25 protein-coding genes, 1 tRNA gene and 1 other RNA gene are annotated in these 24,624 nt (G+C 40.8%); 14 read left to right on the forward strand and 13 right to left on the reverse strand.

All coding sequences use genetic code 11. The annotated features are described in order from the left end of the window. Window positions 1–44: 44 nt before the first annotated feature. Window positions 45–242 carry a hypothetical protein gene (locus tag NSTC745_RS22005; protein WP_445632844.1) on the forward strand — a complete coding sequence of 66 codons (198 nt, stop codon included), beginning with the start codon at window positions 45–47 and terminating at the stop codon, window positions 240–242. On the opposite strand, the gene NSTC745_RS22010 is transcribed toward NSTC745_RS22005, so the two are convergent. After that, window positions 181–3,828 (reverse strand): response regulator, encoded by a 3,648-nt coding sequence (locus NSTC745_RS22010; protein WP_445632845.1) that lies wholly within the window; start codon window positions 3,826–3,828, stop codon window positions 181–183. The genes NSTC745_RS22005 and NSTC745_RS22010 overlap by 62 nt on opposite strands. Window positions 3,829–4,165: 337 nt before the next feature. On the opposite strand from NSTC745_RS22010, the gene NSTC745_RS22015 reads away from it, so the two are divergent. After that, window positions 4,166–4,399 carry a hypothetical protein gene (locus tag NSTC745_RS22015; protein WP_445632846.1) on the forward strand — a complete coding sequence of 78 codons (234 nt, stop codon included), beginning with the start codon at window positions 4,166–4,168 and terminating at the stop codon, window positions 4,397–4,399. 90 nt (window positions 4,400–4,489) lie between these two features. Here NSTC745_RS22015 and NSTC745_RS22020 read toward each other — a convergent pair whose 3' ends face one another. After that, complete coding sequence (locus NSTC745_RS22020) at window positions 4,490–5,350, reverse strand: hypothetical protein (RefSeq protein WP_445632847.1); 861 nt, start codon at window positions 5,348–5,350, stop codon at window positions 4,490–4,492. Window positions 5,351–5,404: 54 nt separating this feature from the next. Continuing rightward, window positions 5,405–5,683: a GlsB/YeaQ/YmgE family stress response membrane protein gene (locus tag NSTC745_RS22025; RefSeq protein WP_096540082.1), complete on the reverse strand. Its 279-nt coding sequence runs from the start codon at window positions 5,681–5,683 to the stop codon at window positions 5,405–5,407. Between the two features lie 854 nt (window positions 5,684–6,537). Here NSTC745_RS22025 and NSTC745_RS22030 point away from each other — a divergent pair. Both NSTC745_RS22030 and psb35 read left to right on the forward strand, forming a co-directional pair. Continuing rightward, window positions 6,538–6,720: a CsbD family protein gene (locus NSTC745_RS22030; protein ID WP_445632848.1), complete on the forward strand. Its 183-nt coding sequence runs from the start codon at window positions 6,538–6,540 to the stop codon at window positions 6,718–6,720. 220 nt (window positions 6,721–6,940) lie between these two features. Next, on the forward strand, window positions 6,941–7,150 hold the full coding sequence (gene psb35 / locus NSTC745_RS22035; RefSeq protein WP_445632849.1) for a photosystem II assembly protein Psb35: 210 nt from the start codon (window positions 6,941–6,943) through the stop codon (window positions 7,148–7,150). Between the two features lie 360 nt (window positions 7,151–7,510). On the opposite strand, the gene NSTC745_RS22040 is transcribed toward psb35, so the two are convergent. After that, the gene (locus NSTC745_RS22040; protein WP_445632850.1) at window positions 7,511–8,605 is read right to left on the reverse strand and encodes a hybrid sensor histidine kinase/response regulator; all 1,095 of its coding nucleotides are present in this window, start codon (window positions 8,603–8,605) and stop codon (window positions 7,511–7,513) included. Window positions 8,606–9,196: 591 nt separating this feature from the next. Between NSTC745_RS22040 and NSTC745_RS22045 the strand changes: the two genes are divergently transcribed. From NSTC745_RS22045 to NSTC745_RS22055, 3 genes are all read left to right on the forward strand, one after another. After that, window positions 9,197–9,916: a response regulator gene (locus NSTC745_RS22045; protein WP_445632851.1), complete on the forward strand. Its 720-nt coding sequence runs from the start codon at window positions 9,197–9,199 to the stop codon at window positions 9,914–9,916. A 210-nt stretch (window positions 9,917–10,126) separates the two neighbouring features. Next, window positions 10,127–10,208: transfer RNA gene (locus NSTC745_RS22050), tRNA-Leu, on the forward strand. 181 nt (window positions 10,209–10,389) lie between these two features. After that, entirely contained in the window at window positions 10,390–11,169 is a 780-nt protein-coding gene (locus NSTC745_RS22055; RefSeq protein WP_445632852.1) for a TrmH family RNA methyltransferase, read from the forward strand. Between the two features lie 70 nt (window positions 11,170–11,239). On the opposite strand, the gene NSTC745_RS22060 is transcribed toward NSTC745_RS22055, so the two are convergent. The 4 genes from NSTC745_RS22060 to NSTC745_RS22075 form a co-directional block, all read right to left on the reverse strand. Beyond that, window positions 11,240–11,473: a hypothetical protein gene (locus tag NSTC745_RS22060; RefSeq protein ID WP_445632853.1), complete on the reverse strand. Its 234-nt coding sequence runs from the start codon at window positions 11,471–11,473 to the stop codon at window positions 11,240–11,242. Window positions 11,474–11,599: 126 nt separating this feature from the next. Further along, window positions 11,600–14,449 carry a two-partner secretion domain-containing protein gene (locus NSTC745_RS22065; protein ID WP_445632854.1) on the reverse strand — a complete coding sequence of 950 codons (2,850 nt, stop codon included), beginning with the start codon at window positions 14,447–14,449 and terminating at the stop codon, window positions 11,600–11,602. Window positions 14,450–14,542: 93 nt separating this feature from the next. Beyond that, window positions 14,543–15,946 carry a tyrosine phenol-lyase gene (locus tag NSTC745_RS22070; protein WP_445632855.1) on the reverse strand — a complete coding sequence of 468 codons (1,404 nt, stop codon included), beginning with the start codon at window positions 15,944–15,946 and terminating at the stop codon, window positions 14,543–14,545. Window positions 15,947–16,217: 271 nt separating this feature from the next. Further along, a complete protein-coding gene (locus NSTC745_RS22075; RefSeq protein ID WP_445632856.1) occupies window positions 16,218–16,454 on the reverse strand; it encodes a hypothetical protein in 237 nt (78 codons plus the stop codon). A 641-nt stretch (window positions 16,455–17,095) separates the two neighbouring features. On the opposite strand from NSTC745_RS22075, the gene NSTC745_RS22080 reads away from it, so the two are divergent. Continuing rightward, window positions 17,096–17,410, forward strand: coding sequence for an S-layer protein (locus NSTC745_RS22080; protein ID WP_445632857.1), 315 nt, complete (start codon window positions 17,096–17,098; stop codon window positions 17,408–17,410). 122 nt (window positions 17,411–17,532) lie between these two features. On the opposite strand, the gene NSTC745_RS22085 is transcribed toward NSTC745_RS22080, so the two are convergent. The 3 genes from NSTC745_RS22085 to NSTC745_RS22095 all read right to left on the reverse strand — a co-directional run bounded on the left by NSTC745_RS22085 (window position 17,533) and on the right by NSTC745_RS22095 (window position 19,294). Continuing rightward, window positions 17,533–18,072, reverse strand: coding sequence for a 2'-5' RNA ligase family protein (locus tag NSTC745_RS22085; RefSeq protein ID WP_445632858.1), 540 nt, complete (start codon window positions 18,070–18,072; stop codon window positions 17,533–17,535). Between the two features lie 22 nt (window positions 18,073–18,094). Beyond that, a complete protein-coding gene (locus tag NSTC745_RS22090; protein ID WP_445632859.1) occupies window positions 18,095–18,559 on the reverse strand; it encodes a hypothetical protein in 465 nt (154 codons plus the stop codon). Between the two features lie 252 nt (window positions 18,560–18,811). Then, the gene (locus NSTC745_RS22095) at window positions 18,812–19,294 is read right to left on the reverse strand and encodes a TerB family tellurite resistance protein (protein WP_445632860.1); all 483 of its coding nucleotides are present in this window, start codon (window positions 19,292–19,294) and stop codon (window positions 18,812–18,814) included. A gap of 432 nt (window positions 19,295–19,726) precedes the next feature. On the opposite strand from NSTC745_RS22095, the gene NSTC745_RS22100 reads away from it, so the two are divergent. The 6 genes from NSTC745_RS22100 to NSTC745_RS22125 all read left to right on the forward strand — a co-directional run bounded on the left by NSTC745_RS22100 (window position 19,727) and on the right by NSTC745_RS22125 (window position 22,091). Then, window positions 19,727–19,993 carry a YciI family protein gene (locus NSTC745_RS22100; RefSeq protein WP_445632861.1) on the forward strand — a complete coding sequence of 89 codons (267 nt, stop codon included), beginning with the start codon at window positions 19,727–19,729 and terminating at the stop codon, window positions 19,991–19,993. A 37-nt stretch (window positions 19,994–20,030) separates the two neighbouring features. Beyond that, window positions 20,031–20,127, forward strand: an RNA gene (gene ffs / locus NSTC745_RS22105) — signal recognition particle sRNA small type. A 25-nt stretch (window positions 20,128–20,152) separates the two neighbouring features. Next, a complete protein-coding gene (locus tag NSTC745_RS22110; RefSeq protein WP_445632862.1) occupies window positions 20,153–20,536 on the forward strand; it encodes a phasin family protein in 384 nt (127 codons plus the stop codon). A 160-nt stretch (window positions 20,537–20,696) separates the two neighbouring features. After that, entirely contained in the window at window positions 20,697–21,098 is a 402-nt protein-coding gene (locus NSTC745_RS22115) for a hypothetical protein (RefSeq protein ID WP_445632863.1), read from the forward strand. A 172-nt stretch (window positions 21,099–21,270) separates the two neighbouring features. Continuing rightward, window positions 21,271–21,690 carry a preQ(1) synthase gene (gene queF, locus NSTC745_RS22120; protein WP_445632864.1) on the forward strand — a complete coding sequence of 140 codons (420 nt, stop codon included), beginning with the start codon at window positions 21,271–21,273 and terminating at the stop codon, window positions 21,688–21,690. A gap of 152 nt (window positions 21,691–21,842) precedes the next feature. After that, window positions 21,843–22,091: a hypothetical protein gene (locus NSTC745_RS22125; protein ID WP_445632865.1), complete on the forward strand. Its 249-nt coding sequence runs from the start codon at window positions 21,843–21,845 to the stop codon at window positions 22,089–22,091. Between the two features lie 142 nt (window positions 22,092–22,233). On the opposite strand, the gene NSTC745_RS22130 is transcribed toward NSTC745_RS22125, so the two are convergent. After that, the gene (locus NSTC745_RS22130; protein WP_096540113.1) at window positions 22,234–22,944 is read right to left on the reverse strand and encodes a GDYXXLXY domain-containing protein; all 711 of its coding nucleotides are present in this window, start codon (window positions 22,942–22,944) and stop codon (window positions 22,234–22,236) included. 217 nt (window positions 22,945–23,161) lie between these two features. Continuing rightward, window positions 23,162–24,583: a DUF2157 domain-containing protein gene (locus NSTC745_RS22135; RefSeq protein WP_445632866.1), complete on the reverse strand. Its 1,422-nt coding sequence runs from the start codon at window positions 24,581–24,583 to the stop codon at window positions 23,162–23,164. Window positions 24,584–24,624 lie beyond the last annotated feature (41 nt).

The raw sequence follows: 24,624 nt of genomic DNA on the forward strand, positions 1-24,624 counted from the left end.
TACTGAAGTGAATTTCCTGTCATTGATATTGTTTTGACAAAAGAATGGATTGGGGCATAGGGCAAGCAGGGGGTGTGGGAGGTGTGGGAGGTGTGGGAGGTGTGGGAGGTGTGGGAGGAGAGGGAAGCATAAATTCTCTTTCCCCCCTCTCTCCCCACACTCCCCACACTCCCCAATCCCTCACCGATACAGCCAAACCCGCAGCAGTGAAAGCAGTTGTTCGGTATCCACGGGTTTGGTGATATAGTCAGAAGCCCCGGCTTCGATGCATTTTTCTCGATCGCCTGGCATGGCTTTGGCGGTTAAAGCAATGATTGGTAGCGAGCGAAATTGAGGTTGCTGGCGAATGGCGCGGGTGGTTTCGTAACCATCCATTTCTGGCATCATGATGTCCATCAAAACTATGTTGATGTCGGGGTTTGCTTGCAGTTTCTCAATGCCATCTCTGCCATTTTCGGCAAAGAGTACTTCCATGTGATAACTTTCTAGAAAGCTGGTGATGGCAAAGATGTTTCTCAGGTCATCATCGACAATCAAAATTTTCCGATTGGCCAGCACTGGGTCGGTTTGGTGTAGCTGTTCGAGCATTTGTCGCTTTGGTGCTGGCAGATTTGCCTGGACGCGGTGCAAAAATAAGGCAGTTTCGTCTAATAGCCGTTCTGGCGATCGCACGTTTTTAATAATAATTGTCTCTGCTAGCCCCCGCAGCTGGCTTTCTTCTTGGCGGCTGAGTTCTTTGCCTGTGTAAACAATTATTGGCAGTTTCATCAGCTTGGGTTCTAGCTTGATCTGCTCAATCAGCGTAAATCCGGTCATGTCGGGCAGACCTAAGTCCAGTACCATACAATCAAAGTGCTGCGATCGCAATATTTGGAGTGCTTCTTTTCCCGTACCTACTGCTGTACTCTGGACATCGCCATTACCAATGAGTTCGATAATACTTTGGGCTTGTCTGGGGTCGTCTTCTACTATTAAAAGATTTTTTACCTGACGTTCAACAAAACTTTTAATCTCAGTCAACACTTCATTTAGGGCTTCTGGAGAAACGGGTTTTTGCAGGTAGGTAATTGCTCCTAGCTTTAATCCCCGTTGCTGTCTTTCATCCACAGAAAGTATATGCACTGGGATGTGTCTGGTGCTTGGGTTATGCTTGAGACGATCCAGCACTGTCCAACCATCCATCTCTGGCATGTGGATATCCATCATAATGGCGTTCGGCTCGAATTGTTGCGCTAGTGCTAGACCTTGTTTGCTTTGTAAGGCAACGATTCCTTTAAAGCCTTGCTGACGTGCCATGTCTAGTAAGATGCGGGCGAATTTATCGTCATCTTCGATAATTAACAAAACGCGATCGCCTGATTCAATTGTTAGGCGATCGTCTGGGATTTCGTTGACGCTGGAAACTACTTTCGGTGCTGGAGAAATGTCCGCAGAGGTACTTCGGCTTTCAACCGTCACCACTTTTGAGATCGGAGGTGTCAATTTAGTTGGAACATTTTTCGCCCTTTCCCCATTGACTTCAAAGCTATTTCGTGCCGCTTGAGGCTTTGCTGTTAGTGGTAAGTAGAGAGTGAAAGTACTTCCCAGTTCTGGTTGGCTGATTAGTTCAATCCTTCCGCCCAAAAGTTGAGCTAGTTCGCGACTGATGGATAAGCCCAAGCCAGTTCCGCCATACCTACGGCTAGTTGTGCCGTCTGCTTGCTGAAATGCCTCGAAAATAATTTTCTGCTTTTCGGGTGGAATGCCAATGCCGGTATCGCTGACTGCAAAGGCGATGGTCTGCTGCTTATCTGGGGCTGTTTCAGTTACCAAACTAATTTGTAACTTCACACCTCCCTGTTCGGTAAACTTAAAGGCGTTAGCTAAAAGATTTTTTAAGACTTGTTGCAGACGCTTGGAGTCGGTAGAAATTACTGGCGGTAATTTGTCGTCTAGTTCAATGGCGAAACTGAGCTTTTGATTCTCGGCAATTTGATGAAAAGTTTGCTCTATAGATGTCCGCAAATCCACAAAGGCAACTTGCTCGATATCTAAAGACATTGTACCGGACTCAATTTTTGCCAAATCTAAAATGTCATTAATTAGTTCTAATAAATCGGTTCCAGCAGAATAGATTGTGCGGCTATACTCTACCTGTTTTTCGGTTAAGTTGTTTAGAGAATTATCTGATAGCAATCTTGCTAAAATTAACAAGCTATTTAGCGGCGTCCGTAACTCGTGGGACATGTTCGCCAAAAATTCTGATTTATATTTGGAAGATAGTGCCAGTTGCTCGGCTTTTTCTTCTAATGACTGCCTAGATTGCTCAATTTCCCTATTTTTGCGGGCAACTTCTTGATTTTGAATTTCTAAGAGTTCTGCTTTTTCTTCTAGTTCTTCGTTGAGTTGTTGCAATTCTTCATTAGATTGCTTGATAATGAATTGTGATTCTTGCAATTCGTGGGCTTGTTCTTCTAGCAGTTGATTGCTTTGTTGTAGTTCTTCTTGCTGGCTTTGCAGTTGCTCTGTTAAAGCAACAGATTCGGTAAGTAGCCGCTGAGTTTGCAATTGGGAGGCGATGTTATTTAAAAATACACCCAAAATTTCACTTAATTGCTCTAGAAATGTCAGGTGTAAATCTTTAAAAGGTGCAAAAGAACCAAGTTCAATTACGGCGTTGACTTTAGTTTCAAATATTATGGGCAATACAAGAATATTTAGCGGTGGAGCTTCTCCCAATCCAGAAGTTATGTGGATATAGTCACTGGGAACTCCGGTTAAAAGGATTCTTTGTTTTTCTAAGGCGCATTGTCCGACTAATCCTTCGCCCAAGCGAAATTCGTTTGCCAAGTTTTTACGTTCTTTGTAAGCATAACTACCCAACAACTTCAGCATTGGCTCGTCGTTCTTTGAATCCATGATATAAAAAACACCAGCAGATGCCCCAACCAAGGGTGCTAGATTCGACAAGATCGTGCGAGACACACTTTCTAAATTTCGCTGCCCTTGAAGCATTTGGGTAAATTCAGCCAAATTAGACTTGAGCCAGTTTTGCTCGTCATTTTTTTGAGTTGTGTAGCGCAGATTGACGATCATTTGGTTGAAGGTTCGCTTCAGAACGCCAATTTCATCCTGGCGATCGCTATCTGGTAAATTAACCGATAAATCCCCATCTGCTACCTTTTCAACTAAATCAGAAACTCGCTTGAGCGGTAGTGAAATGTGTCTGGTGAGGATAATTCCAATCAAAACCAAGATTGCAGCAAATAAAGGAATACTATAAACAATAGTCGCCAGTGTTTGACGAGCAGCTACCTGTGCCCGCTCAGAACGCTGCTTAAGAAGTACATTTTCCTCATTTTTCATCGCTTGCAGCAGTTTCTGGATCTGATCCATCAGCCGCTTACCCTGGTCTGTTTTGATGGCTTCTTGGGCAACCTCTAACCCCTGGGTCTGCCGTAGTTCAATGACATTTTTCATTACAGCCATTCTCTCGGTTACCAGCGGCTGCAAAATATCAAGCCGATTTTGTTGGTTGGGGTTATCTGCTATTAACCTTTGAAGTTCCTTGATTTTTTGATTAAGCAATTGGCTGGCAGCGTTATAAGGTTCTAAATAACGCTGTTCTCCAGTAATAAGGTAACCACGTTGCCCAGTCTCAGCATTTGTCAATTGTAAGTTGACTTCTTCAATCTGACTTAATACTTGATAGGTGTGGTTTTCCCGGCGCGAAGTTTCAATTAACTCATTGGTGCTTTGGTAAGAGATTAGACCTATTGAGGTCAGAATTGCTAGGCTTAAGGTAAAACCTGCCCCAATTTTGGTTCCAATCTTCAAACGGTTCAACATTTTTTCCGAAAGTTAATAATTTAAATTTTTTCTTGCGACTATAAATATTTCGATAATCTTTCAGCTATTTAAATAGTGAAAGTATCCCGGATTAGTCGAATTCAAATACCGATTATTTTAATTATATATATGATGAATATATTTTTATTTATACAGTTATGCTAATAACATCTTATTAAATTTTTCACATAATAGTTTTAATAAGCCTGGAGACAGTATAACTTATCTCAAAAGAAGCAACCACCTAATTTTGTAATTAAATCTCACGGTGGATAATTAAATTTTGAACTGTGAGTATAAATTGAATATCTAATTTTCATATAAAAAGGTGATTTTTATGAGTGCAGTAATCGAGCTAGCAAGACCAAAATTTTCTCAAGGACAAAGGGTAGAATTTATTGGTGGATTAGGAACTATAATACAATGTTGCCGTAACTCTGGAAATTGGTCGTATCTTGTAGAAATGGAAATGGGTGCAGAACCAGAAATGGGCAGAATTGGTTGTGAGACTACTATTGTTCTATTTGAAACAGATATTATTTTACTCGAAGACCGCGCTCTTGCGGCTTAGGATTTCAGGATGCGATTATCTTCTTGCAAGGTTCAAATCCCCGGCTCACATAAAAGCCGGGGATTTAAATAGATTAGGATTGACATTTAGCTAGAGGTTACTAATCACCTGGCGATCGCTTTTAATTGGATGGACTACGGATTGGTTATAAATCCGAAAATTTTGAATTTTGTTACTTTCTAAAATAGCTCTTGCACCTGCCATATAGATATCAGTAGCGTTTAAAAATACAAGAAAATTGCCAAGATTCAATTGATGTTCGTAATATTTTGCTAAATCTTCAGAAAGTTCTAAAGGATAATAGTTACCTTTAGTAATTACTGAAACTTGACTCATAGGAAAGCCGGCTTTTTTGAGTTCTGTAAGTGCTGTTTCTACATCTTGACGCTGACAAAAAACACCAACTCCATGTTTATAGCGACTTTTTGGGGATAAATATGGCTCATAAATACCCCGGTATTGAATTCTATGGCGATTAAAAATCCTCTGAGCAAAACGAATTTCGATTTCTATACCGGTTACGATCGCCAAATAGTAACCTTGGAAGACTAAATCGCTATAAACCTGTGCTTGTTCTTGAGGAATTCCCAAAGGTAGCAACGCGCCAGCCAAATTACCTGCGGGTATGCCGATCGCACCACCTGTGATAGTGGTAGCGATCGCTGTTGCTTCTGCTCCCGCTAGCATAACTTGGCCCATGCCAGGAATTGCCAACTGATTTATACAGCTAACAAGATCGCTTAAAGTACCACCAGTGAATTCCTCAGATATATTGCCAGTGTCCTCTTTAGCCTTAACACCAGCAATATCACTTTGTTCTTCTGCCTTGCGTGCAATTACAGAAACTTTGTGCATTGGGAAGTTTGCAGCTCGCAGTTCCTGAAGTGCCAATTCTGCTTCTGAACATTTAGCGAAAATTCCGATAAATTTCCGCTCTTTTTCTAATGTCATTTTCTCTGTTTCGACTCAAATTGATTCCCAAAATTGTTAACTAACTTCAGACAATTAAACAGCACTTCGAGTTAATAATCCCCAAAGGAAAATCAATAGCATTGCGCCAAGAACAGCAAATAAAATGCTTCCCAGGGATAAAGCTCCTACAGATGCGGCCGCCGCCGAACCACTCCCCAACAATACTTGACCTAAATAACCACCAACTACAGCTCCGAGAATTCCTAACACTATGGTGGAAAGAATACCGCCACCTTGGGTTCCTGGATAGAAGAATTTAGCTAAAGCACCTGCAATTAAACCCAAAACCAGCCAAGCAATGATGTTACCCATAATCTTTCTCCTTGTGAAAATGTTGTTTTTTTTGACAATTTAATATTAAAATTTTTCCGATAAATTCCCGATCTATCTGGAGAACTAATATCAAAAATCTTGAGACATTATTTGATGTTCGCAAGGCTCAGATACCTGGCTTGTTAAAGAAGTCGGGTATTTAGTTGTTAGTGAATAAAGCCATACTTACTTATTCGTGAAAAACCAGCTGCTTAGGTTGGATTGAGCGACGCAGACACCTAGAAGCCGGCTTAATACGTGACTTTTAACATCATTTGCAATGCTTAATGCCAATACGGTTCAGTTAACGGTATTTAGCTCCGGAAGATCCCCCCAACCCCCCCGATAAATTGGGGGGCTTAGTTCTCTGCTTTTTAACGAGGGTTAGGGAGGATCGAGTCTTAACTGAAATTGGGATATAAGCGTAGCATGTGTTACGGCAAAAGCAAGGATTTGGGACTTTGAGAGAGTAGAGATTAGCCGCAGGACGCCATGTCTTTCGGTGCGTTAAGCGTTGCTATAACGCACCCTACAATTTTAGGTTTACTTTATAAATCATCCCTTAAGCCTTTTGCCTGTTGTCTATTGCCTATTTTCTGCTAGAAATTCCTATAATTTCATCTCCAGATAGAGCAATAGAAGTATTCATTTCTATCTTCAGGGTATTACTTTAATTTTCTTCAGATGAATTCAAATTTTAAATAAGTCTACAGAACGGATAAAAATATTTATCATAAAAACATCTATAGATAGAAGTATTTCTTTTTTATAAGAACTATTCTATAAACATTGCAGCCCAAGTTGGGTAAGCAACAACGAATAAATAGTTAGTGAAGTGAATTTAGGAGCAAGTTATGAGTATCGAAGATAGAGCAAAAGCAGTTGCTAAAAATGTTGAAGGTAAAGCTCAAGAAATAATTGGCGACATCACCGGCAACCCTGATGATAAGGCTGAAGGTAAAGCTAAGCAAGTAGAATCACAGGTTCGTCATACAGTTGAAAATGTCAAAGATGAAGTTAAGAAAAATGTAGAATAAACTTAATTTTATCTTGGCAGAAAGTCGAAGTAAAATCATAATTTACTAAACCTTCTTCCTCGTTCTAGTTTTTCTATATCTGTGTTGAACTCAGTTGTAAGGTAGTGGCTTGCAACTGAGTCAATAAAAAAATCGAAAACTCAAAACCCAATTTTGATAATACGGTCGCCAAAATATTTTTTTAAGCCATCGCTGAATTTTTGTTGACAGGTGCTAACTCATGATTAATCTATTATTTAGTTATTTTTTAACAGACATATCTGTTGGCTCAGAAGCTACTTCTAGTTACTCTGCTGTACTCACCGGATTATTTGTAGTCGGTTTTATTGCTGCTGTGAGCATAGGATCTATTGCTTGGTATAACTCCAAACGTCCTGTAGGTTGGGAAGATAAAGAGCGTCCCCAAGTCGTTCCAGAAGTAGATAAGTAATCAAATTATTGCCTACCTCCTCCTAAGTCTAAGTGTTTTTTAGTGTTCATGGATTTTATCAATGAACGCTATTTTTTTGTGATAATACTTTGTTCAGACAATGAATTTACCCCTATATTGGAGCTACCGTGTATACACAAGTCGAATTACCCCCCTTAATCCCCCCGATGTATTGGGGGGAAACCGGAAAATCTAGTTCCCTCCCCTTTACAAGGGGGAGCCACTGCGTTGGGCGGCTCTGCCGACTTGTTCGCGCAGCGTCTCCGACAGGAGAAGCAAGTGGCGTTAGGGTTAGGGTGGGGTAAAACCCGGATTTGCCCCTACCGATGTACTTCATTTACCTGAAATACGCTGTAACTTCTAGTTTTCGTCAGCCAGAGGTAGACGTATTGTAAATGTACTACCTTGCCCTGGTTCAGATATGACATCAATTGTGCCTTGATGTGCTTCAATGATGCAGCGAGATAGATATAGTCCTAAACCACTACCAGAACGTTGGTGTTTACCTTGGCGAAATCGCTCGAATAATATTGCTTGGTCTTGTTTAGAAATTCCCGGCCCCGTATCTTGGATACTAATAATTACATCTGGCAAATTAACATTGCAATGAATATTTACAGAACCTTTGTCTGTAAATTTGATAGCATTGCCGATGATGTTTGTTAAAACTCGCCGCAGTTCTACGCGATCGCCCATCACCGTACTCATACTTTCACCTTTATCAAGGTTGACAGCTAACCCTTTTTCTTCAGCTAAAGGAGTTAATTCTTGGGCGACTTCACTAACTAATTCCTGAATATTACAAGGAGCAATTTTTAAGGTTTTACAACCTGCTTCATGACGATAAACTTCTAACAACGTATTTACCATTTCTAGCAGGTCTTGGTTACTGCCAATCATGGTATTAATTATTTCTTGCAATTGTGGCGAAACGTCGCAAAACCTACCTTCGAGCAATAATTTTAAAATCCGGTTAGAGGCTACTAGTGGTATGCGTAAGTCGTGGGTAAAACGCGAGACAAAATCTGCCCGCAAATTAGCCATTTGGTCTCGTTCGTCGATGCTATGCTTGAGGCGCAGGAGCGATCGCACTCTTGCATGTAGTTCATCTGGATCGAACGGTTTACGAATAAAGTCATCTGCACCAGCATCAAGTCCTTGGACAACGCTGGATTCATAGTGAGCTGTAATCAACAAAATTGGGATAAATGGTAACCCTTGATTTTGTCGGATGCGTCGAGTGAATTCATACCCATCTATCCCCGGCATCATCACATCTAACAGAATTAAATCTGGCGGTGACTGCTCAACCATACTCAGAGCAATTTTACTATCTTCCACCAAGCTAAGTTCATAGTCCTTATCTTGTAGGACTGCTTCTAAGATTAGTAAATTGTCAAAAATGTCATCGACAACGAGAATTTTATCTTTTTTAACAGTTTTAGTTAAAGACATGGCTAAATAAAATAAGAAGTGCTTGGCTATCCCTCGCAAATCTAGTAATAGCTTACTCTAATAGCGTTGAGATGATTAAAATTTCACATTTTCCTTTAAAGTTTCCTGAATTTGAGGTATCTTTTTTCAGGAATTATACTGTTTTTTCTGTTCCTCTCAGTATTGATAGTATTAAATATATCTTATTCCTCAGCATATTGCCTGCCTGACTAATTATCCATATCTTGTGAGTAGAGTGTGAGGTGAAGTAGCTTAGTGATTAATTTTATGTGCATTTTGCGTGCTAGACCAAGGGTAAGCGATCGAACATTCAACGATTCCTAGTTTTATCAGATTTTGAGAATCAGTTGTAGTCCATAAAACATATATCTTGCCAATAATGTATCAAAATAGTTTTTTGATTGAATTGTATTGTTCGGATCGAACTCTTGCCTTTTGAAAAACTTACGAGATAAGGTTATTTCATGTGTAATAGTAGATGCACTCCTGGGAACAATAGCAAACATATTGCTTTTTGTATAAAATCCTGAATTTGAGAACGGGATTATTTTAATGTGTACTTTAGATAGATAACAGTAAACTTAAGCAGCTATGGATGAAATCAAGATCCTCGTCATTGAAGATCATAACCTTACAAGAATTGGTTTGCGGGCTGCCTTACAAACTCAGCCCGAAGTAAACATTGTTGGTGAAGCTGCTAATGCAGCAGATGGAATCGAGCTTGTAAAAACTCTCAAGCCTGATGTTGCTACTATTGACATCGGTTTGCCTGATATGGATGGTATCGAGCTAACACGGACAATTAGGCAATATCAAGCAGAAACTGAAGATTATACAACAAAGCTTTTGATTTTAACAATGCAGAATAGCGAGCAGGCAGTCTTAGCTGCATTTGCAGCAGGCGCTGATTCCTATTGCATGAAGGATATCGAAAGTGAGAGACTGATTGAGGCTGTGCGAACAACCCATGCAGGTAGCTCATGGATCGATCCAGCGATCGCAGACCTTGTACTCCAGCAAATACGTCAAGATTTCCCCGATGCCAGCAGAGGAACAGCCACAAAAAGAGTCTTGATTGAAGGCATTGACCCAGATATCGAAAAAACTATCGTCACTTATCCTTTAACTCAACGGGAAATGGATGTTTTAGAGCTGATTGTCGCTGGCTGTGACAATGCAGAAATCGCCAAAAGACTCTATCTCACAGTTGGCACTGTTAAAACTCATGTTCGGGGTATTCTCAATAAACTCTGTGTTGCCGATCGCACACAAGCTGCTGTGCGTGCTTTGCGTGCAGGGTTGGTGCCTTAAAAAATATAGCAGGGTTGGGGAAACAGCTAATAGGCAATAGGCAACGGGCAATAGGCTTGAAAATCTCTTTGTGTTGAGGTTTTATTGCCAACTGCTATAAAAAGATAAAAGTAAAAAGAAATACTTTGCCTTTTAAATCTTGCCTTTTTGCACTTGACAAAGGTAAAAAAATACGCAAAAATAAGAAATTGTGAATAAAGATAATTGCCAGCGGAACTGGCGGAATTGGCAGACGCGCTAGATTCAGGTTCTAGTGCCGCAAGGCTTCCGGGTTCAAGTCCCGGGTTCCGCATATAAATAAATTTTGGATTTTGGATTTTGGATTAATCTGAAAACTGAACTTCCTTTGACTAGGTTAGAAAATTTGAATATTTTGGATGTTGAATGAATCTAAAATCCTATTAACCCAGTTAAAGAATGTGATATTGAAAATTTTGGATTAATCTAAAATCTAAAATCCAAAATCTAAAATCATGTTGACCAGCTTACAAAATCCTTTAGTCAAGCAAATTCGCAAGTTACACTCTACTAAAGAGCGGCACAAGCAGGAGTTATTTTTGCTGGAAGGAACGCACTTGTTAGAGGAAGCTTGTGCGGTGAATTATCCACTAGAGACAGTGTGTTGTACCCCAGATTGGCAAGCAACCCATCCGTCATTGTGGGAGGAAGCTTGTAGACGATGCGATCGCGCCGAAATTGTGAGTAAAGAAATTTTAGACGCGATCGCCACCACAGTCCAACCGGATGGTGTGGTGGCAACGGCAAAACGCAGCGATGGTCGAACTCAAGTACCATTTACTGGTTTAGTCCTAGCTTTAGAAACAGTACAAGATCCCGGTAACCTGGGTACGATGATTCGCACTGCCGCTGCGGCTGGGGCGTCCGGGTTGTGGCTAAGTGGAGATAGCGTAGATTTAGACAACCCCAAAGTTTTACGCGCTTCAGCGGGGCAATGGTTTCGCCTAGCAACGGCAGTAACCGAAGATTTAAAAGCAACAGTCCAACAAAGTCAGCAAGCAGGAATGCAGGTAATAGCAACATTACCAAATGCAAGCTTAACTTATTGGCAAGTGGACTGGCGAAAACCTAGTTTAATATTACTGGGAAACGAAGGTGCTGGTTTGTCAGCAGATTTAGCAGCGATGGCAGACAAGCAAGTGAGAATTCCTCTAAGTCCTGGGGTGGAATCCTTGAATGTAGCGATCGCAGCTGCTTTAATGTTGTACGAAGCTCAGCGGCAAATTATTTATTAGTCATTGGTCATCGGTCATTAGTCATTAGTTATTTGCAAATGACAACTGACAAATGACTAATGACAAACTTTTATTTCGTTTTTTGCTCCAAATATTGTTCAATATCGGCAACGGCATCTTCAAAAGCGGCTAAATCAATATCTGTCAAATCTTTAGCTTCGACTTCATCAGCACTCTCAGTATGCAATTTTGGTGTATCTTCATCCTCAGTAGTATTTTCTTGTAAGATATCCTCCAATTGGTCGAGAGCTTCTTGAAACTCTCGATCGGGGTCGTAGTGCTGTGGTCGCTGACTTTGCTCCATAATGCTGACTTGAAAATCCTAATTTACTATTGTAATTTTTATAGATTTAAATTTTGCATATATAACATCATATTTGTGCTTATCTGCTTTATCAACTTTACACACTAATTTCTCGACTCAAGTTGTTTAACGACACTCTCGACTCATAACCAAGTTTCCATTTGTCAGTCGATATACCCCCTGAGCTTCGACAATTGGGTCACCTTTTTTCCACTGACGTATTGCACGATCGCTCATCGCATCTTGTACATCATCTGTGGGATAAGTTGAAGCCGAAGCATTACCAGGACGGTTGGGCAAACCGCCAGAACCTGCGATCGTAAATGTCCCTTTTTGGCGTGGATTTCGGGCGATGCAGCTATTAGCGATGAGTGCGTTGGTGTCTATGAGGTTCTCAGGTAGTTGTGTCAGGCTGTTTTGAATGGAATCATTATCAGGTGAATTGATATTTGTCACACCTTGCAGGCCTAGTTCTGAACTGGCAGTAATATCACTTTCAGCAGTTGGCTTAGGGCGTGCCTCAATGCCGAAAATACCTTGAGTACTAATTTGGACATTTCCACCTGTGCCTAAAAATGCATTAGCGGTAATGTCGCTGTCTTCTTGGGGGATAGCAACGATGAATTTAGCGTTGATATTAATATTGCCGCCATCACCACCTTGCTGCGCTGTACCTGCATTGGTAGAAATTTTACTGCCTTGACGTAGCAACAATAAGTCCTGCACTTGCAGAATAATATTACCCCCATTCCCTAATGAACTTGCGGCTCTAAGCGCTCCTTTTTCTAATTCGATAGAGCGAGCGACTACTTCTATATCTCCCGCAGATCCTAATACTTCTCCAAATAAGTCAGTGGCATTTACTGTAACTTCAGCTCCATTTTGAACAATCAACTGTCCGGTTTCAATTCTGAGATTTCCAGCATCTCCAGAGCCAACTGTTTGAGCAAATATACCGCTATTAATTTGCCCATCGTCTGAAAAGCCAGTAACTTTTACTGATTCTGAGGCATTCACAATCAAATTTCCTCCCTTTCCTAAAAAAGTGGAACTAGATATTCGTGCCCCATCCTCGATAACTAATTTCCGCGTTTCAATCGTCAAATTTCCAGCATCTCCAGTTTCAAATGACCGAGTAAATAATCCACTGGAGGTAATACTGTTTTCATCTCTATTGAACCCTGTACCTTTCAATTCAACAGAATCTGAAGCAAATATGTTTAAATCACCTGACTTGCCTGTATCAAGACTACTAGTTAATATCCTTCCTCCATCCCGGACAGTTAACTGCTCTGTAGTAATTGTCAAGTTACCACTAGCTTTAGCAGCATAATTAGCAGTTATAGTCCCTACCTCGGCTCCATCTTCAACTATCATCTGTGGCGTACTAATCGTCAAATCACCGGCAGCCTCAGCACCTTGAGTTTGATTACTTATAGAAGCAGTACGCTTTAGCCCATTGATGACTGAAGTACCACTTACTTCAACAGAATCCGAGGCATTAATAGTCAAGTTTCCCCCTTTCCCTTCATCAAAAGTTACAGCTCCTATGCGACCTCCATCACGAATATTTAAACGTTTCGTAGTAATTGTTAAGTCGCCAGCATCCCCAGAACCAGCACTCTGAGTAAATAAGATAGTAGGAAACAGCCCAATACCCGAAGTATGATTTACTTCTACAGAATTTGAGGCATTAATAGTTACCTTTCCTCCTTGTCCCTCTGCCAAGGTAAGAGATCCTAGCTCAGATCCGTCTTGGAGTATTAAGTTTTTCGTAGCAATTATTAAGTCGCCAGCACTCCCAGAACCTCGACTAAAAGTACCCAGTACAGCAGAAAATTGTCTCTTTGCTGAGATACCAATTACTTCCACAGAATCTGAGGCATTAACAGTCAACTTACCACCTTGTCCTTCACTGAAAGTACCAGATTCTATCAAAGCTCCATCGCGAACAATTAAGCGTTTCGTAGTAATTGTTAAGTCACTCCCACTTCCAGAACCTTCAGTATAAGTACTCAACAAACTAGAAAACCGCCCATCGGTTGATGTACCAAGTACTTCCACAGAATCTGAGGCAGACACGTTCAAAGCTCCACCCGATCCTGAACCAAGGGTAGAAGTTATAATCCGCGAAGCATCAGCGACTATCACACGCCTACCCCGCAGCTCAATATCACCACCACTCTCCCCACTAGCATCAACAAAAGCATCCTGAGACAGTTGTATGTCGTTGAAGTTCTGTACTCCCTGATATCCTAGTACCCAAATTTTGTCTATGAAATCGAGGCTAACCAAGCCGTCAGCGACACTTCCCAATTCAATTCGTCCCCCTTCTGCTGTCAAATAGCCACTCTCTAGGGTGATATTGCCACCTACTAACGCTAATGTTTTACCAGGCTTGACCTGTAAACCATAAGCTATGCCGTTACTATCAGTAGCCTGAGATTGATTTTGAATGCTTCCTGGATTGTGCCCAAATTGCAAACCAATGGGAACACTAATAGCTAGTATTGACGTAGTTTGAGGAGTCAAAGCACTAAACTCGCTTCCATTAGCAAACTTGATTGCGCTGGCAGTACTGGCAAAAAACGAGCCACCAATATCTAATTGAGCATTTTGACCAAATATAATTCCATTTGGATTAACTAAAAACAGGTTAGCTGTACCGTTAGCGGCAATTAGACCATCAATGTTAGATATTGAATTTCCCGTCACTCGACTAATAATGTTTTGAATATCCCCAGCATTATTAAAGAAAGCAATGTTGTCAGTAGGGACAGAAAACTCACCAAAGCTGTGAAACAAGTTTCCGCCAGCTTGAGTTCCTCTAGTAATGTTGAAGATGTTACCGTCTTTTTCGATACTAGAGTTAATGGGTAGAGTACCATCCGAAGTAATTTGAGCGATTGCACTATTCCCACACAAAGTGCTAACACCACCTATTGCAATACTCAACACAGTGCCCCAACTGGACATTGCACCCCTCCTCATAGCAGCAGCATTAGGTTTAGTTAAGCACAAATCAGGTTACTAGCGATTGAGTAGTAAAAGTTCAACACATTGCCAAATCTACAGCAACTCGAACCTTGCCTGAAAAAACCGCAGATATTTTGGTTCGTAAATCATCTTCAGTCCGCGTAGGCGATCGCGATTATAATAAACTTCTTCAACTGCTTCCGCAGTCAAATCCATGTGAGCTTGGGTATACACTCGCCGGGGAATAGTCAAGCGCACCAGTTCTAAGTCTGGATAATAATTATCCCCTGTTTCTTTACTGCGTCCAGCGGAAACGATACCCCGTTCCATCGCCCGAATACCTGCTTCTACATACAGTTCGGCTGCTAGGCGTTGTGCCGGAAATTGCTCTTGGGGAATTTGCTCTAAAAAGCGTTTGGCATCTAAATAAATCGCATGTCCACCAATGGGCACAACAATTGGAATACCCCAATCTAACAACTTTTGTCCCAAGTATTCAACTTGACCGATACGGGCACGAATATGATCGTCTTTCACTGACTCTTCGATACCGCGTGCCATAGCTTCCATATCGCGGCCAGCCATACCACCGTAAGTATGCAGCCCTTCATATATTACTATTAAATTACGCGCTTCTTCGTAGAGATTATAGTCATTGAGAGCCAGCCAACCGCCGATGTTCACTAGTGCATCCTTTTTGCCACTCATGGTGCAGCCATCGGTATAGGAGCAAAATTCATGTAAGATGGTGGCGATCGCCTGATTTTTATAATCTTCGTCTCGTTGCTGGATAAAGTAAGCATTTTCTACAGCGCGGGTAGCATCAAGAATAATCCGGATACCGTGGGTTTGGGCTAACTGATGTACCTCCCGCAAATTAGCCATTGATATCGGCTGTCCGCCAGCCATGTTCACGGTTCCAGCGACGCTGATGTAGGGAATGCGTTCTGCCCCAACTCGCTCAATGAGGTCTGTGAGCTTTTGCAGGTCTATATTACCCTTAAATGGATGCAATGATTGGGCATCGTGGGCTTCGTCAATAATTACATCTACAAATGTACCGCCAGCCAACTCTTGATGCAGCCTGGTTGTGGTGAAATACATATTGCCAGGTATGTAATCGCCTGGTTTAATCAATATTTGAGAAAGGATATTTTCAGCGCCACGTCCTTGGTGGGTGGGCACTATATAGCGGTAGCCGTAATATTTCTGGATGTTTTCTTCTAAATTATAGAAATTCTTGCTGCCAGCGTAAGCTTCATCACCCAGCATCATCCCTGCCCACTGATAATCGCTCATAGCTGAGGTGCCGCTATCGGTGAGCAAATCAATGTAGACATCTTCGGAACGTAACAGAAAAGTATTGTAACCCGCAGTGGCGATCGCTTGTTCCCGTTCAGCACGAGTAGTCATTTTTAATGGCTCAACCACCTTGATTTTATATGGCTCTGCCCAAGAGCGACGGCGACGGGGGGAAGTCTGCTTGGCGTCGGTCATAGATTGATTGCTCCTTAATACCGATTAGCTAAATATTTGCACCATTGTGGTTGCTAAAACCTGCTCTTGCCAAGACCTCAAACTCAAGTACGGCTAAATATTTATCATTAGCATTTACACTACTACTTTGAAAAATTTTTATACAACTGTTTTACAGTTGCTTAAGTACACCATCTAAGTATCAAACTACAAGGTAAGCATGTCTTACTTCTGGATTCTGAATTCCGAATTCTTATCGAGTAATTAACCGGAGTTAATGTAACAACTAATTTTAGTGCTTCGGGGCACACCACTGAGCTATTGTTTCAATCCGCGCTTGCTGCATCAATTCCCGAACTTGGGATTGATTACAACCATAGGTAGATGCTAATAATTCTTCGCCTTGATTTTTTGCCTCATCGGCAGATGCACCAAAACTTATGATTTCTTCGTCTTGGTTACCTGTAATTTTATCAACTGGAATGATACAGATATATTGAGGTTCGTTTTGCCTGATTTCTTGCACCATTATTTACTAACCTCACTGATAATAGATGTCTATTTTTAATATATTTCTAACTCCAGATAAACACTAGTCAAAGAGAAACATAGCCAATATTTCCGTGCATAATTTTTTAAAAATACAGTTTTTTATACATGGTTAAGGTAATGTTAAGAATTCTCTCAAAATCCTGTTTATCTGGAGTGTAAACAGTTACCTATGTGAGAATTAAGTTAAGCATTAATAAATATCTTTTTGTAAAGTTTTGTTGAGTTGTGAGCTAGTAATACATTCTGAATTCTGACTTCGGAATTCTATTGCTAAAACCATCATAAAAATCGGAGGTTATCAAATGGCATTTCGGAATAACTCAGTCACTAATTTATGGCAGAGAATACAACAAGATTCAGTTGTTTGGGGATCGTTAGGTCTTTGGATTACTGCATTAGTTGTAGTGTTACTAATGCTGGCAATGTTTTCTAACGCTTAATTAAGGCAAAATTAGGAAATTTAAAGAAATAAACACAACAGTTTGAAGTTGGTGAATGATGACTGTTGACTGTTGACAGTAGGATATTCTTTTGTTGGGAAGTCGCTTATTCTATTTTTAGTTCCTGGGTAGCAGCCTGGGAACTAAGATAGGATAAGGTGCGATTTCTAGAAAAATTATGAACTGCAAAATTGTCGCTACACTCGTAGTTTTAGCTACTACTAGCTTTGTAACTCCCGTTAAATCTCAAGAACCTGCAAATGAAACTCCAGCAACATCAAATGAAGTTGTGAATGCTTGTATTCAAAATCAAGCCCAAAATTTACCAAATCCCTTTACAGATGTTCCCTCAGACCATTGGGCTTTCAAAGCAGTTATGACCATGCACTATTGTGGTGCATTTCGCCAAGCTACACCACCAGCTTTATTTGAAAAACTTCAACCAACTGAACGCCAACAGCAACCGCAGCAAGAACAGCAGTTTGAAAAATAATAAATATAAATAAGAATTCAGAACTCAGGAATCAGAATTCAGCATAAATTCTCTAAGGCTGAGTATTCCTTTATGGAAAAATTATTCTGACTCCTTTTTATAATTACTTCAACAAAAAAGAATTAGCAAAAATTAAACTCCGATTTAATATTCCATCGCTTCCCGTCGTGAAGTAATAGAGTCAATTTGTTAGGAGAAAATTCAAAATGTAACTGACGTTTTTCAAATTCTGGCCAAGCAGCTTTAAAATTTTGCTTAGTCAAATCTCGAAACGCAACTGTCATGTGGGGCGCAAAAGGTCGGGTTTTAGAAACTTTGTCAACAATTCCCAACTTACTTTCCACATAAGCCATTAAATCAACTTGCAAAGTCAAAAGTTCTTGGCTTCTCACCACATCTATATATATAACGCGGGGTGGAAAGGCAGCAAAACCGCTGAGTGTGATGGGTATTGACTTTTGTTCGCTAGCAAATTCCCTCAAAGATGTTTCTAGCAATAAAACATTAGTATCTGCCCATTCAAAGGGCGGTTGCAGGGTAATATGAGGCGGAGAATTTTGTGCCCCACGACTGGCAAAATTATCAGCAAAATACTGCCTAATCTGATTAGCGTAGTCCTGAATCTCTTGTGGTGGTAGAAGGGCAATGAAAAAACGGCTCATTGAATTTAATCAACTACAGTAGTTAATATAATTCTATAATTTCTAACTCTGGTGGTGATGGAAAGCCAAATTTTTCGTGAAAATGAGGAAATTTAAGTAAGAAAAGACATAAGGGTTGATTGCGAGAAAAAGCTTTTAGCTTAAACAGACGAATTTCGTAATCTACATTTTCAACTTCTTGAGATGTAGAAAAATTGCCAGGAAAAATCTCGTCAAATTGAATCTCAAGATTTCTGGCAGTTTCTAGAAAAGCTTTACCAATTATTTTTGCAGCATTATCATATGCTGGATTAGGAAAAATTTTTCTATATTTACTTTCGTCAAATCCAGCTTTTAATAAAAAATCATAAAAATCATTTAGTATTTTAAAATTTTCACTTTCGTCAAAAGATTGCCATCCTTGCAATAGGCTATTTTGAAGTTCTTGATAAATCTGAAATCTAAACTTACTTTCTATTGATTTTAAATTTCTTGTTTCTGATTCCATTTTTAGGCTTTTGATAAATTGCAATAGCCACACGCATATAAAAAGTTTTTCATATTTTCCCCAGCGTTCCCTAGTCAGGGTTCAGTTGATTGGCCAAAGTTTTACCCAGCCTGGATTGCTGGGGGAAGCATTTGAAGATTAGCACTTTAAAGGATTGCGATCGCTCTTATAAAAGCTAATCATCAAATAAGTGAATTGTGTTGTTCGCTGTTGATTTTGAGCGTAGCTACTTAAGATATAGTAGATTTTATTTTAATAGGGGCTTTTCTCAGGATATAAGAGCTTAAGGCGCTTCTGACGTAGTGCTGATTCTTCTTTTTGTAGCTGCTCTAACTGCTCTACTATCTCTTCTGAAACCCCTATAATAGAAGCCATTTGCCGAATTTTTGCTTTTTCCTGTTCGTGATATTCCTTATCAGCAGCAGAAGCCCAAATTGCACTCAGAAGTATATCCCTCTGTGCTATTGATACTTGAGGAGAGAGAGCAATGACTTCTTCTAAAGGCTCATTTGCTTCATATGCTTTTAGTTCTTCAATTACCCAGTCTTCTACTCCCCAAGATGCACAAAATCCAATAGCCCAATCTTTTTCTTCTTGGGAGAGAATTCCATCTCCTTTAGCACAACATAAAACTGATTTGATATAGATGCAACTATCTTCATTTGTAGGAGTCTGGTCAAAACCAAAGAACCAATTAAATATCCACGATTGACCAAGCTTTTTGATGTCAGACATAAGTTTTTTTCGTTAGCAACGTCAGTATCCTCCCATTGTTGTCACAAGAATACAAAGACAGTTAAGACAGTTAAGAAAATAATTAAGACATTTAAGACAGTTAATTATGAAATGTTTCACTATGCTTATTAAATACTACAAATATCAAGTTAATAGCTGTAATAAATCAGCGATGTCTGGCGACAAGAAGCGTAGCTCTCTACGCACTACTGTCCGTCTTGATTTATCGGATGCCTAGATTTTTGGTTGCTATTCAAAATAGTTAGGACTTACGCAAAATTATGAAAAAATGAACCGCAAAGGGCGCATAGACGCGGAGCGGCTTGCCGCAGGGTAGGGCACGAAGTTATAAGAGTTTCAGAGAGCTTTTGCGTAAGTCCTAATAGTAATAACTTGGGTAAAAAGCCTTTTGTAATAGGAGCGAGTAAGTAGATGCCAATATTTGTAAAGATCGAACAAGGTAAAGTCGATAAATCTACCTTTGACCAATATGTACCGGCCCATAAAGCCTACGTTCAAGAGTTGATTGCAAAAGGACACAAAGCGCAAACAGGCTATTGGGCAGAAGCCGAAGGCGGGATGTTGCTATTTGAGGCAGCCTCAAGGGCTGAGGCAGAAGCGATTGTAGCTAGCGATCCCTTGGTACAACACGGTTGTGTCAACTACCAACTATATGAATGGCGGATTGTTATGGAATAAGACACATTTACTGAATTTTAATGTTATGCTTTTATAAGACCTGGATCTATGCGACTGCAACACCCAAATCTTGTCAGAACCGGAAGGTAGCAGCAACACGGGAGGCTTGTGGTAGGCGTAGTCTCCGGGTCGCCCTATTTTTAGGAGCGTTCGGGAGAAATGCCTGGTTTTGGAGATATTGTTCAAAAAGCTTTTTACCTTGGTGTAGGACTAGCTTCTTACGCTGGCGAAAAAGCAGGGGGAAAATTAGCCGAACTGCGATCGCAAGTCCAAAAACTGGCAGACGAAATGGTGGCCAAGGGCGAAATGTCCACAGAAGAAGCCCGCCGCTTTGTCGAAGATATGATGAAGCAAGCCCAACAACCGCAAGCATCTGGTGAAAATGCTGAAAAAACACCTCCTTCAGAACCTCGCCGCATCGAAATTTTAGAGGAAGATGAAGAGCTAACGGTGAAAGAGGCATCAACTGACAACAACGTAGATGAATTACGCCAACAAGTCCTAGAACTGCAAGATGAGTTAAAACGATTGCAACGGGATTAGTAAAAAGCATTGTTTTACTTGTAAATTCAGTAATAACTGGCAGTTTGACATAGCGGTATATATATAAAATTGATATGATACATTGCCTAATGTGTACTTTAGTACATAAAATTAGACACTACAAAACGTCCTGTTTATAGCCTGTAAAGGCGTCAAGTTTATGGAACAGTGGCAAAAAGATTTAATAGAAATCGTAGAAACAGTAGCAGATGAAGTAGAGCGTTTCTTCCTGGGAATGGGTGAAATGGTAGACGCCTTTTTTGAGTTAACGGAAGAAATTACCGAGCAAGTACACAGTAACGTTATCACTGAAGTCGATCGCTATTTACAAGATATAGCTGAACCGATGATGGAAGCTTACTGGGACTTGGAAGATGTTGTGGCAGATATAGATCCGGGTTTTCCCTATTCAGTGGAACCCACAGCCGAAAAAAATCCAGCTTGCATCGGTTGTATTCACTACCACGGCCAAGTTTATGGTGGTAACTTGTTAGTTTGTGCTATGCATCCCAACGGTTATGAAGATGAAAGTTGTCCGGACTGGGAGAAGGAGGAGTGTTGAGGAGATGGGGAGATGGGGAGATGGGGAGATGGGGAGATGAGGAAGTGTGGGAAAAAAATTTCTTCCCTATCCTCCCACACCTCCCACCCCTCACACACTTCCTGCTTGCTCTGTTTGCCCCATGCCCCATACCTAATGCCCTGTTTGCCAAATTACTAATGACTAATGACCAATGACAACTAACAATTTACCTGAAAGTGTATCTGGGCCAAGCCAAGAAATGAAGTATGGCGAGCGTAATATAGCAGAAGGCGAACTAATTACATTTCCTAATCCGCGCCTGGGAAGGCGATATGACATTAGCATTAGTTTGCCGGAATTTACTTGTAAATGCCCATTTTCGGGCTATCCTGATTTTGCGACTATTTATATTACCTATGTGCCTGATGAACGAGTAGTAGAGTTGAAGGCACTCAAACTTTATATTAATAGTTACCGCGATCGCTATATTTCTCACGAAGAATCTGCTAACCAAATTTTGGATGATTTTGTCGCAGCTTGTGACCCCTTAGAAGTCACTGTAAAGGCAGATTTTAGCCCTCGTGGCAATGTTCATACTGTAGTCGAAGTACGTCACCAAAAGAATCATTAATTGGGCATGGGCCAAACAGGGCATTGAGCATGGGAGATTAGTTTTCAGTAACGATCTATGACTCATGACTAATTGACTAATGACATTAACAGCCAAGATGTGTAAAGTAGTTGAAGATCTGTTAGCAAATCTCATCTTTAACGCATCCATCTATGGATAGAAAAAGTAGAAAAACCCGACGCCTTTTGCTGCTAGTTGTTTCTTGTAGTATAACTGGCGTAATTTTAGGAGGTACTGCCAGTTGGGCAGAAAGCAATCTGTGTTTGCAAGATAGCAAGGTTACAAATGATTGCCTAACGCAAGATCCAATCGAAAAAACTATCCAAGGAATGAGTACAGGATTGTTAGCTGGGGCTGGAGCAGCTTTTGGTGCAGCATGGCAGTTACGCCATGAAGATTAAGTTATATAAAACTTACGGTAATTAATTCACAATTTACCATTACTCGATTGACAAAAACAGAAGTCTGAGCCAAGGTTTCCTTAGCTCAGGACTTCGGTGATAAATCTTGCGATTAGACATCCAAGTTTATTCGCGTAAGAAATTAAAAGCGATAGTTGCGATCGCGTACCCACATACTAATTGGTAGTGCGTTTCCCTGAGGATCGACTTTCGCCTTCACAACGATGGGTGGTACTTGTCCTCTCCGAGCGCGCTGGGCTTGCAAGTCGTTTCTAATCTGCTGCCGTTGGTTTTCCGGGATGTAATATGTTTCTAAACCGTAGTTGACGGAACCATCCTGATAGACACCTCTTAGAGCTACTTGATTAGCTCTTAGGGAAGTGGGGCGCGAGCTGCTGACTCGTAACGGTCTCCAAGCTGTGGGGACACCACGACCAGAAGATACTTGCTCTTGTAAAGTTACGTAGATGTTGGTTCCTTCAGGCAATCTTCTGCCACTTCCACGGCCTTTGCTAACTATGGTCTGCCAACCAGGCAGTCTGCTCAAATTAGCAGTCCGGGAGATGTTATAGTCTAACTCTAGAGCGTTTCCTTGAAGGACATCATTAGGGTTTACAGGTACGGTTTGCAAAATCACCGTCTTGCCCGTCATGTCTGTATAAAGTGCTTGGGCTGGTACTGCCATAATTAACGCGGTTTGCACCGCCAATGGTGCTATTAACCGCCAAACGGGTAAAGGCTTATTCGATTTTTGTTCAGTAGCAATCAAGTAATCCCGAAAAGTCACTGTGTTGGAAAATTCAGCTTCGGGAGACAAGGATTTATTTTTAGATTCAGAAGAATTACTGGTCATGAGCGTAGTCCTAAAAAGCAGGGGTATTGAAGAGGACAAAATTAACGAGATTAGGACTGACGCAGAGAAACTTTAACAATTTTAGATTTACAATTTTCGACTTCGACTTCGCTCAGTCGAACGATTTTGGATTGAAGAAAAAATCTCAAATCTAAAATCCCAAACTTTTACTGACTTGGTGAATTCTGAATTGGTGAATTCTGAATTCTTTCTTCCACTACTTCTGACTTGTAGACTTAGATGTACCGATTTGGCGACGTTCAAACCAAAGTCCAGCACTAATTAAAGCTGAACCGCACAAAACAAAGACCAGAGACTTAAATAGTAAGTCGGTATCATACTCTTGTACCCGACTGATAACTTGGAGCGTGAATAACAGCATACCGCCCCAAAAGGAACTTCTGTTATTTAATTTCAATCCTTCTTGAATTAGTCCCCAGGCTAATGTTGCTAGAAGTACATTGAAAATAAAAATCCCAAGTTCATCAATTCGGCTGATAGTTTGATGCCAAAAAGGCGCTAAGGCAATAAACACAAGAAAAGTAGTAATCACAGCAGTGGTAAAAATTACTTCGCGGCGGGGGGGATTATTCCTTTGACGCAGCAGAAACAACCATTGCAACACCGCTAAGCCGCTGAGAATCCCTAAATCAATTATTGGCAGAGACTCAAACAAATTTGTCAAAGTCGTTGGCTGATTAGAGCTATAATCTGGAGAATCCCAGACCCAACGAAAAGACAGGACGTAGAAGACTGCGCCAAAGCTCACCAACGCTAAATTACGAGCCAGGGATTGAAACAATCTGTAATTTATCGTTGGAAACAGCAGGTCATCATAACTCCAGAATAATGCAGGTGGGAGTGCAAAAGCAAAAGAAGCCACCCAAGGGGCTATATCAGCATAATTTAGCAGTGGAAGAGGATTGAGGTTGGCTTGCAAGGAACTAGCAAAGACAAAGGCTGCTAGGACGAAAATCCAGCGCGATCGACAGAAGTAAGCCAAGGGTACAAATACCAGCCACGCCAACAGAGGCATATGCTGTACCACTAGTCGCGCCCAAGTTGCTTCACTTGAAGAGTACCACAAATCTTCTAGTCCCGTCCAATAGCCAATTTCCACAAGGATAATTGACAGAATTCCTAAGGAATTTAAGAACAGACTATAGGCTATGACTGCAACACCAAACCCCCAAGCGAGAAACAATTGGGAAATTGAACCGCTAATATTGAACATCTGGGCCATTAGCAGTAGATTTGCACCTAAAATGAAAGCACTTAAAATTAGCAAACCCTCTCCCAGTAAGCGTTTGCTTTGTTGTGGCTTCTTTCCTTGAGCTTGTCTCCAAGTGTAAAAACCAGTTATAGCCGTGGCAAAAAACAAACTCATCAGCAGAATAAACTTGACTTCTCGCGAGCCTGACTGCCAGTTTGCTGCTACAAAAGTAATTATGCCTAAGCATAAAAGGATGCTGCCTATAGCAATCACGATCGCAATAAAGCGATCGCGTGCAGCAGCCTCCAGGTTTTTAAATTGGTAACGTTCTGCTATTTGTTCGTACTGCGAAGAACTAATTATTCCTTCATCCCTCCATAATTGTGCTTCTTTGCGTAATTTTTGCCCAAAATTATCTAAGAACATGACCTTCTCCGGTGCAGTGGGGTAGCTTGGCCATTGCATTC

Source organism: Nostoc sp. DSM 114161 (assembly GCF_052692665.1).

What these genes read in the sequence shown, in the direction of transcription:
- NSTC745_RS22005 (WP_445632844.1), top strand. Translation starts at nt 45, where the DNA reads ATGGATTGGGGCATAGGGCAAGCAGGGGGTGTGGGAGGTGTGGGAGGT.
- NSTC745_RS22010 (WP_445632845.1), bottom strand. Translation starts at nt 3,828, where the DNA reads ATGTTGAACCGTTTGAAGATTGGAACCAAAATTGGGGCAGGTTTTACC.
- NSTC745_RS22015 (WP_445632846.1), top strand. Translation starts at nt 4,166, where the DNA reads ATGAGTGCAGTAATCGAGCTAGCAAGACCAAAATTTTCTCAAGGACAA.
- NSTC745_RS22020 (WP_445632847.1), bottom strand. Translation starts at nt 5,350, where the DNA reads ATGACATTAGAAAAAGAGCGGAAATTTATCGGAATTTTCGCTAAATGT.
- NSTC745_RS22025 (WP_096540082.1), bottom strand. Translation starts at nt 5,683, where the DNA reads ATGGGTAACATCATTGCTTGGCTGGTTTTGGGTTTAATTGCAGGTGCT.
- NSTC745_RS22030 (WP_445632848.1), top strand. Translation starts at nt 6,538, where the DNA reads ATGAGTATCGAAGATAGAGCAAAAGCAGTTGCTAAAAATGTTGAAGGT.
- psb35 (WP_445632849.1), top strand. Translation starts at nt 6,941, where the DNA reads ATGATTAATCTATTATTTAGTTATTTTTTAACAGACATATCTGTTGGC.
- NSTC745_RS22040 (WP_445632850.1), bottom strand. Translation starts at nt 8,605, where the DNA reads ATGTCTTTAACTAAAACTGTTAAAAAAGATAAAATTCTCGTTGTCGAT.
- NSTC745_RS22045 (WP_445632851.1), top strand. Translation starts at nt 9,197, where the DNA reads ATGGATGAAATCAAGATCCTCGTCATTGAAGATCATAACCTTACAAGA.
- NSTC745_RS22055 (WP_445632852.1), top strand. Translation starts at nt 10,390, where the DNA reads ATGTTGACCAGCTTACAAAATCCTTTAGTCAAGCAAATTCGCAAGTTA.
- NSTC745_RS22060 (WP_445632853.1), bottom strand. Translation starts at nt 11,473, where the DNA reads ATGGAGCAAAGTCAGCGACCACAGCACTACGACCCCGATCGAGAGTTT.
- NSTC745_RS22065 (WP_445632854.1), bottom strand. Translation starts at nt 14,449, where the DNA reads ATGTCCAGTTGGGGCACTGTGTTGAGTATTGCAATAGGTGGTGTTAGC.
- NSTC745_RS22070 (WP_445632855.1), bottom strand. Translation starts at nt 15,946, where the DNA reads ATGACCGACGCCAAGCAGACTTCCCCCCGTCGCCGTCGCTCTTGGGCA.
- NSTC745_RS22075 (WP_445632856.1), bottom strand. Translation starts at nt 16,454, where the DNA reads ATGGTGCAAGAAATCAGGCAAAACGAACCTCAATATATCTGTATCATT.
- NSTC745_RS22080 (WP_445632857.1), top strand. Translation starts at nt 17,096, where the DNA reads ATGAACTGCAAAATTGTCGCTACACTCGTAGTTTTAGCTACTACTAGC.
- NSTC745_RS22085 (WP_445632858.1), bottom strand. Translation starts at nt 18,072, where the DNA reads ATGAGCCGTTTTTTCATTGCCCTTCTACCACCACAAGAGATTCAGGAC.
- NSTC745_RS22090 (WP_445632859.1), bottom strand. Translation starts at nt 18,559, where the DNA reads ATGGAATCAGAAACAAGAAATTTAAAATCAATAGAAAGTAAGTTTAGA.
- NSTC745_RS22095 (WP_445632860.1), bottom strand. Translation starts at nt 19,294, where the DNA reads ATGTCTGACATCAAAAAGCTTGGTCAATCGTGGATATTTAATTGGTTC.
- NSTC745_RS22100 (WP_445632861.1), top strand. Translation starts at nt 19,727, where the DNA reads ATGCCAATATTTGTAAAGATCGAACAAGGTAAAGTCGATAAATCTACC.
- NSTC745_RS22110 (WP_445632862.1), top strand. Translation starts at nt 20,153, where the DNA reads ATGCCTGGTTTTGGAGATATTGTTCAAAAAGCTTTTTACCTTGGTGTA.
- NSTC745_RS22115 (WP_445632863.1), top strand. Translation starts at nt 20,697, where the DNA reads ATGGAACAGTGGCAAAAAGATTTAATAGAAATCGTAGAAACAGTAGCA.
- queF (WP_445632864.1), top strand. Translation starts at nt 21,271, where the DNA reads ATGACAACTAACAATTTACCTGAAAGTGTATCTGGGCCAAGCCAAGAA.
- NSTC745_RS22125 (WP_445632865.1), top strand. Translation starts at nt 21,843, where the DNA reads ATGGATAGAAAAAGTAGAAAAACCCGACGCCTTTTGCTGCTAGTTGTT.
- NSTC745_RS22130 (WP_096540113.1), bottom strand. Translation starts at nt 22,944, where the DNA reads ATGACCAGTAATTCTTCTGAATCTAAAAATAAATCCTTGTCTCCCGAA.
- NSTC745_RS22135 (WP_445632866.1), bottom strand. Translation starts at nt 24,583, where the DNA reads ATGTTCTTAGATAATTTTGGGCAAAAATTACGCAAAGAAGCACAATTA.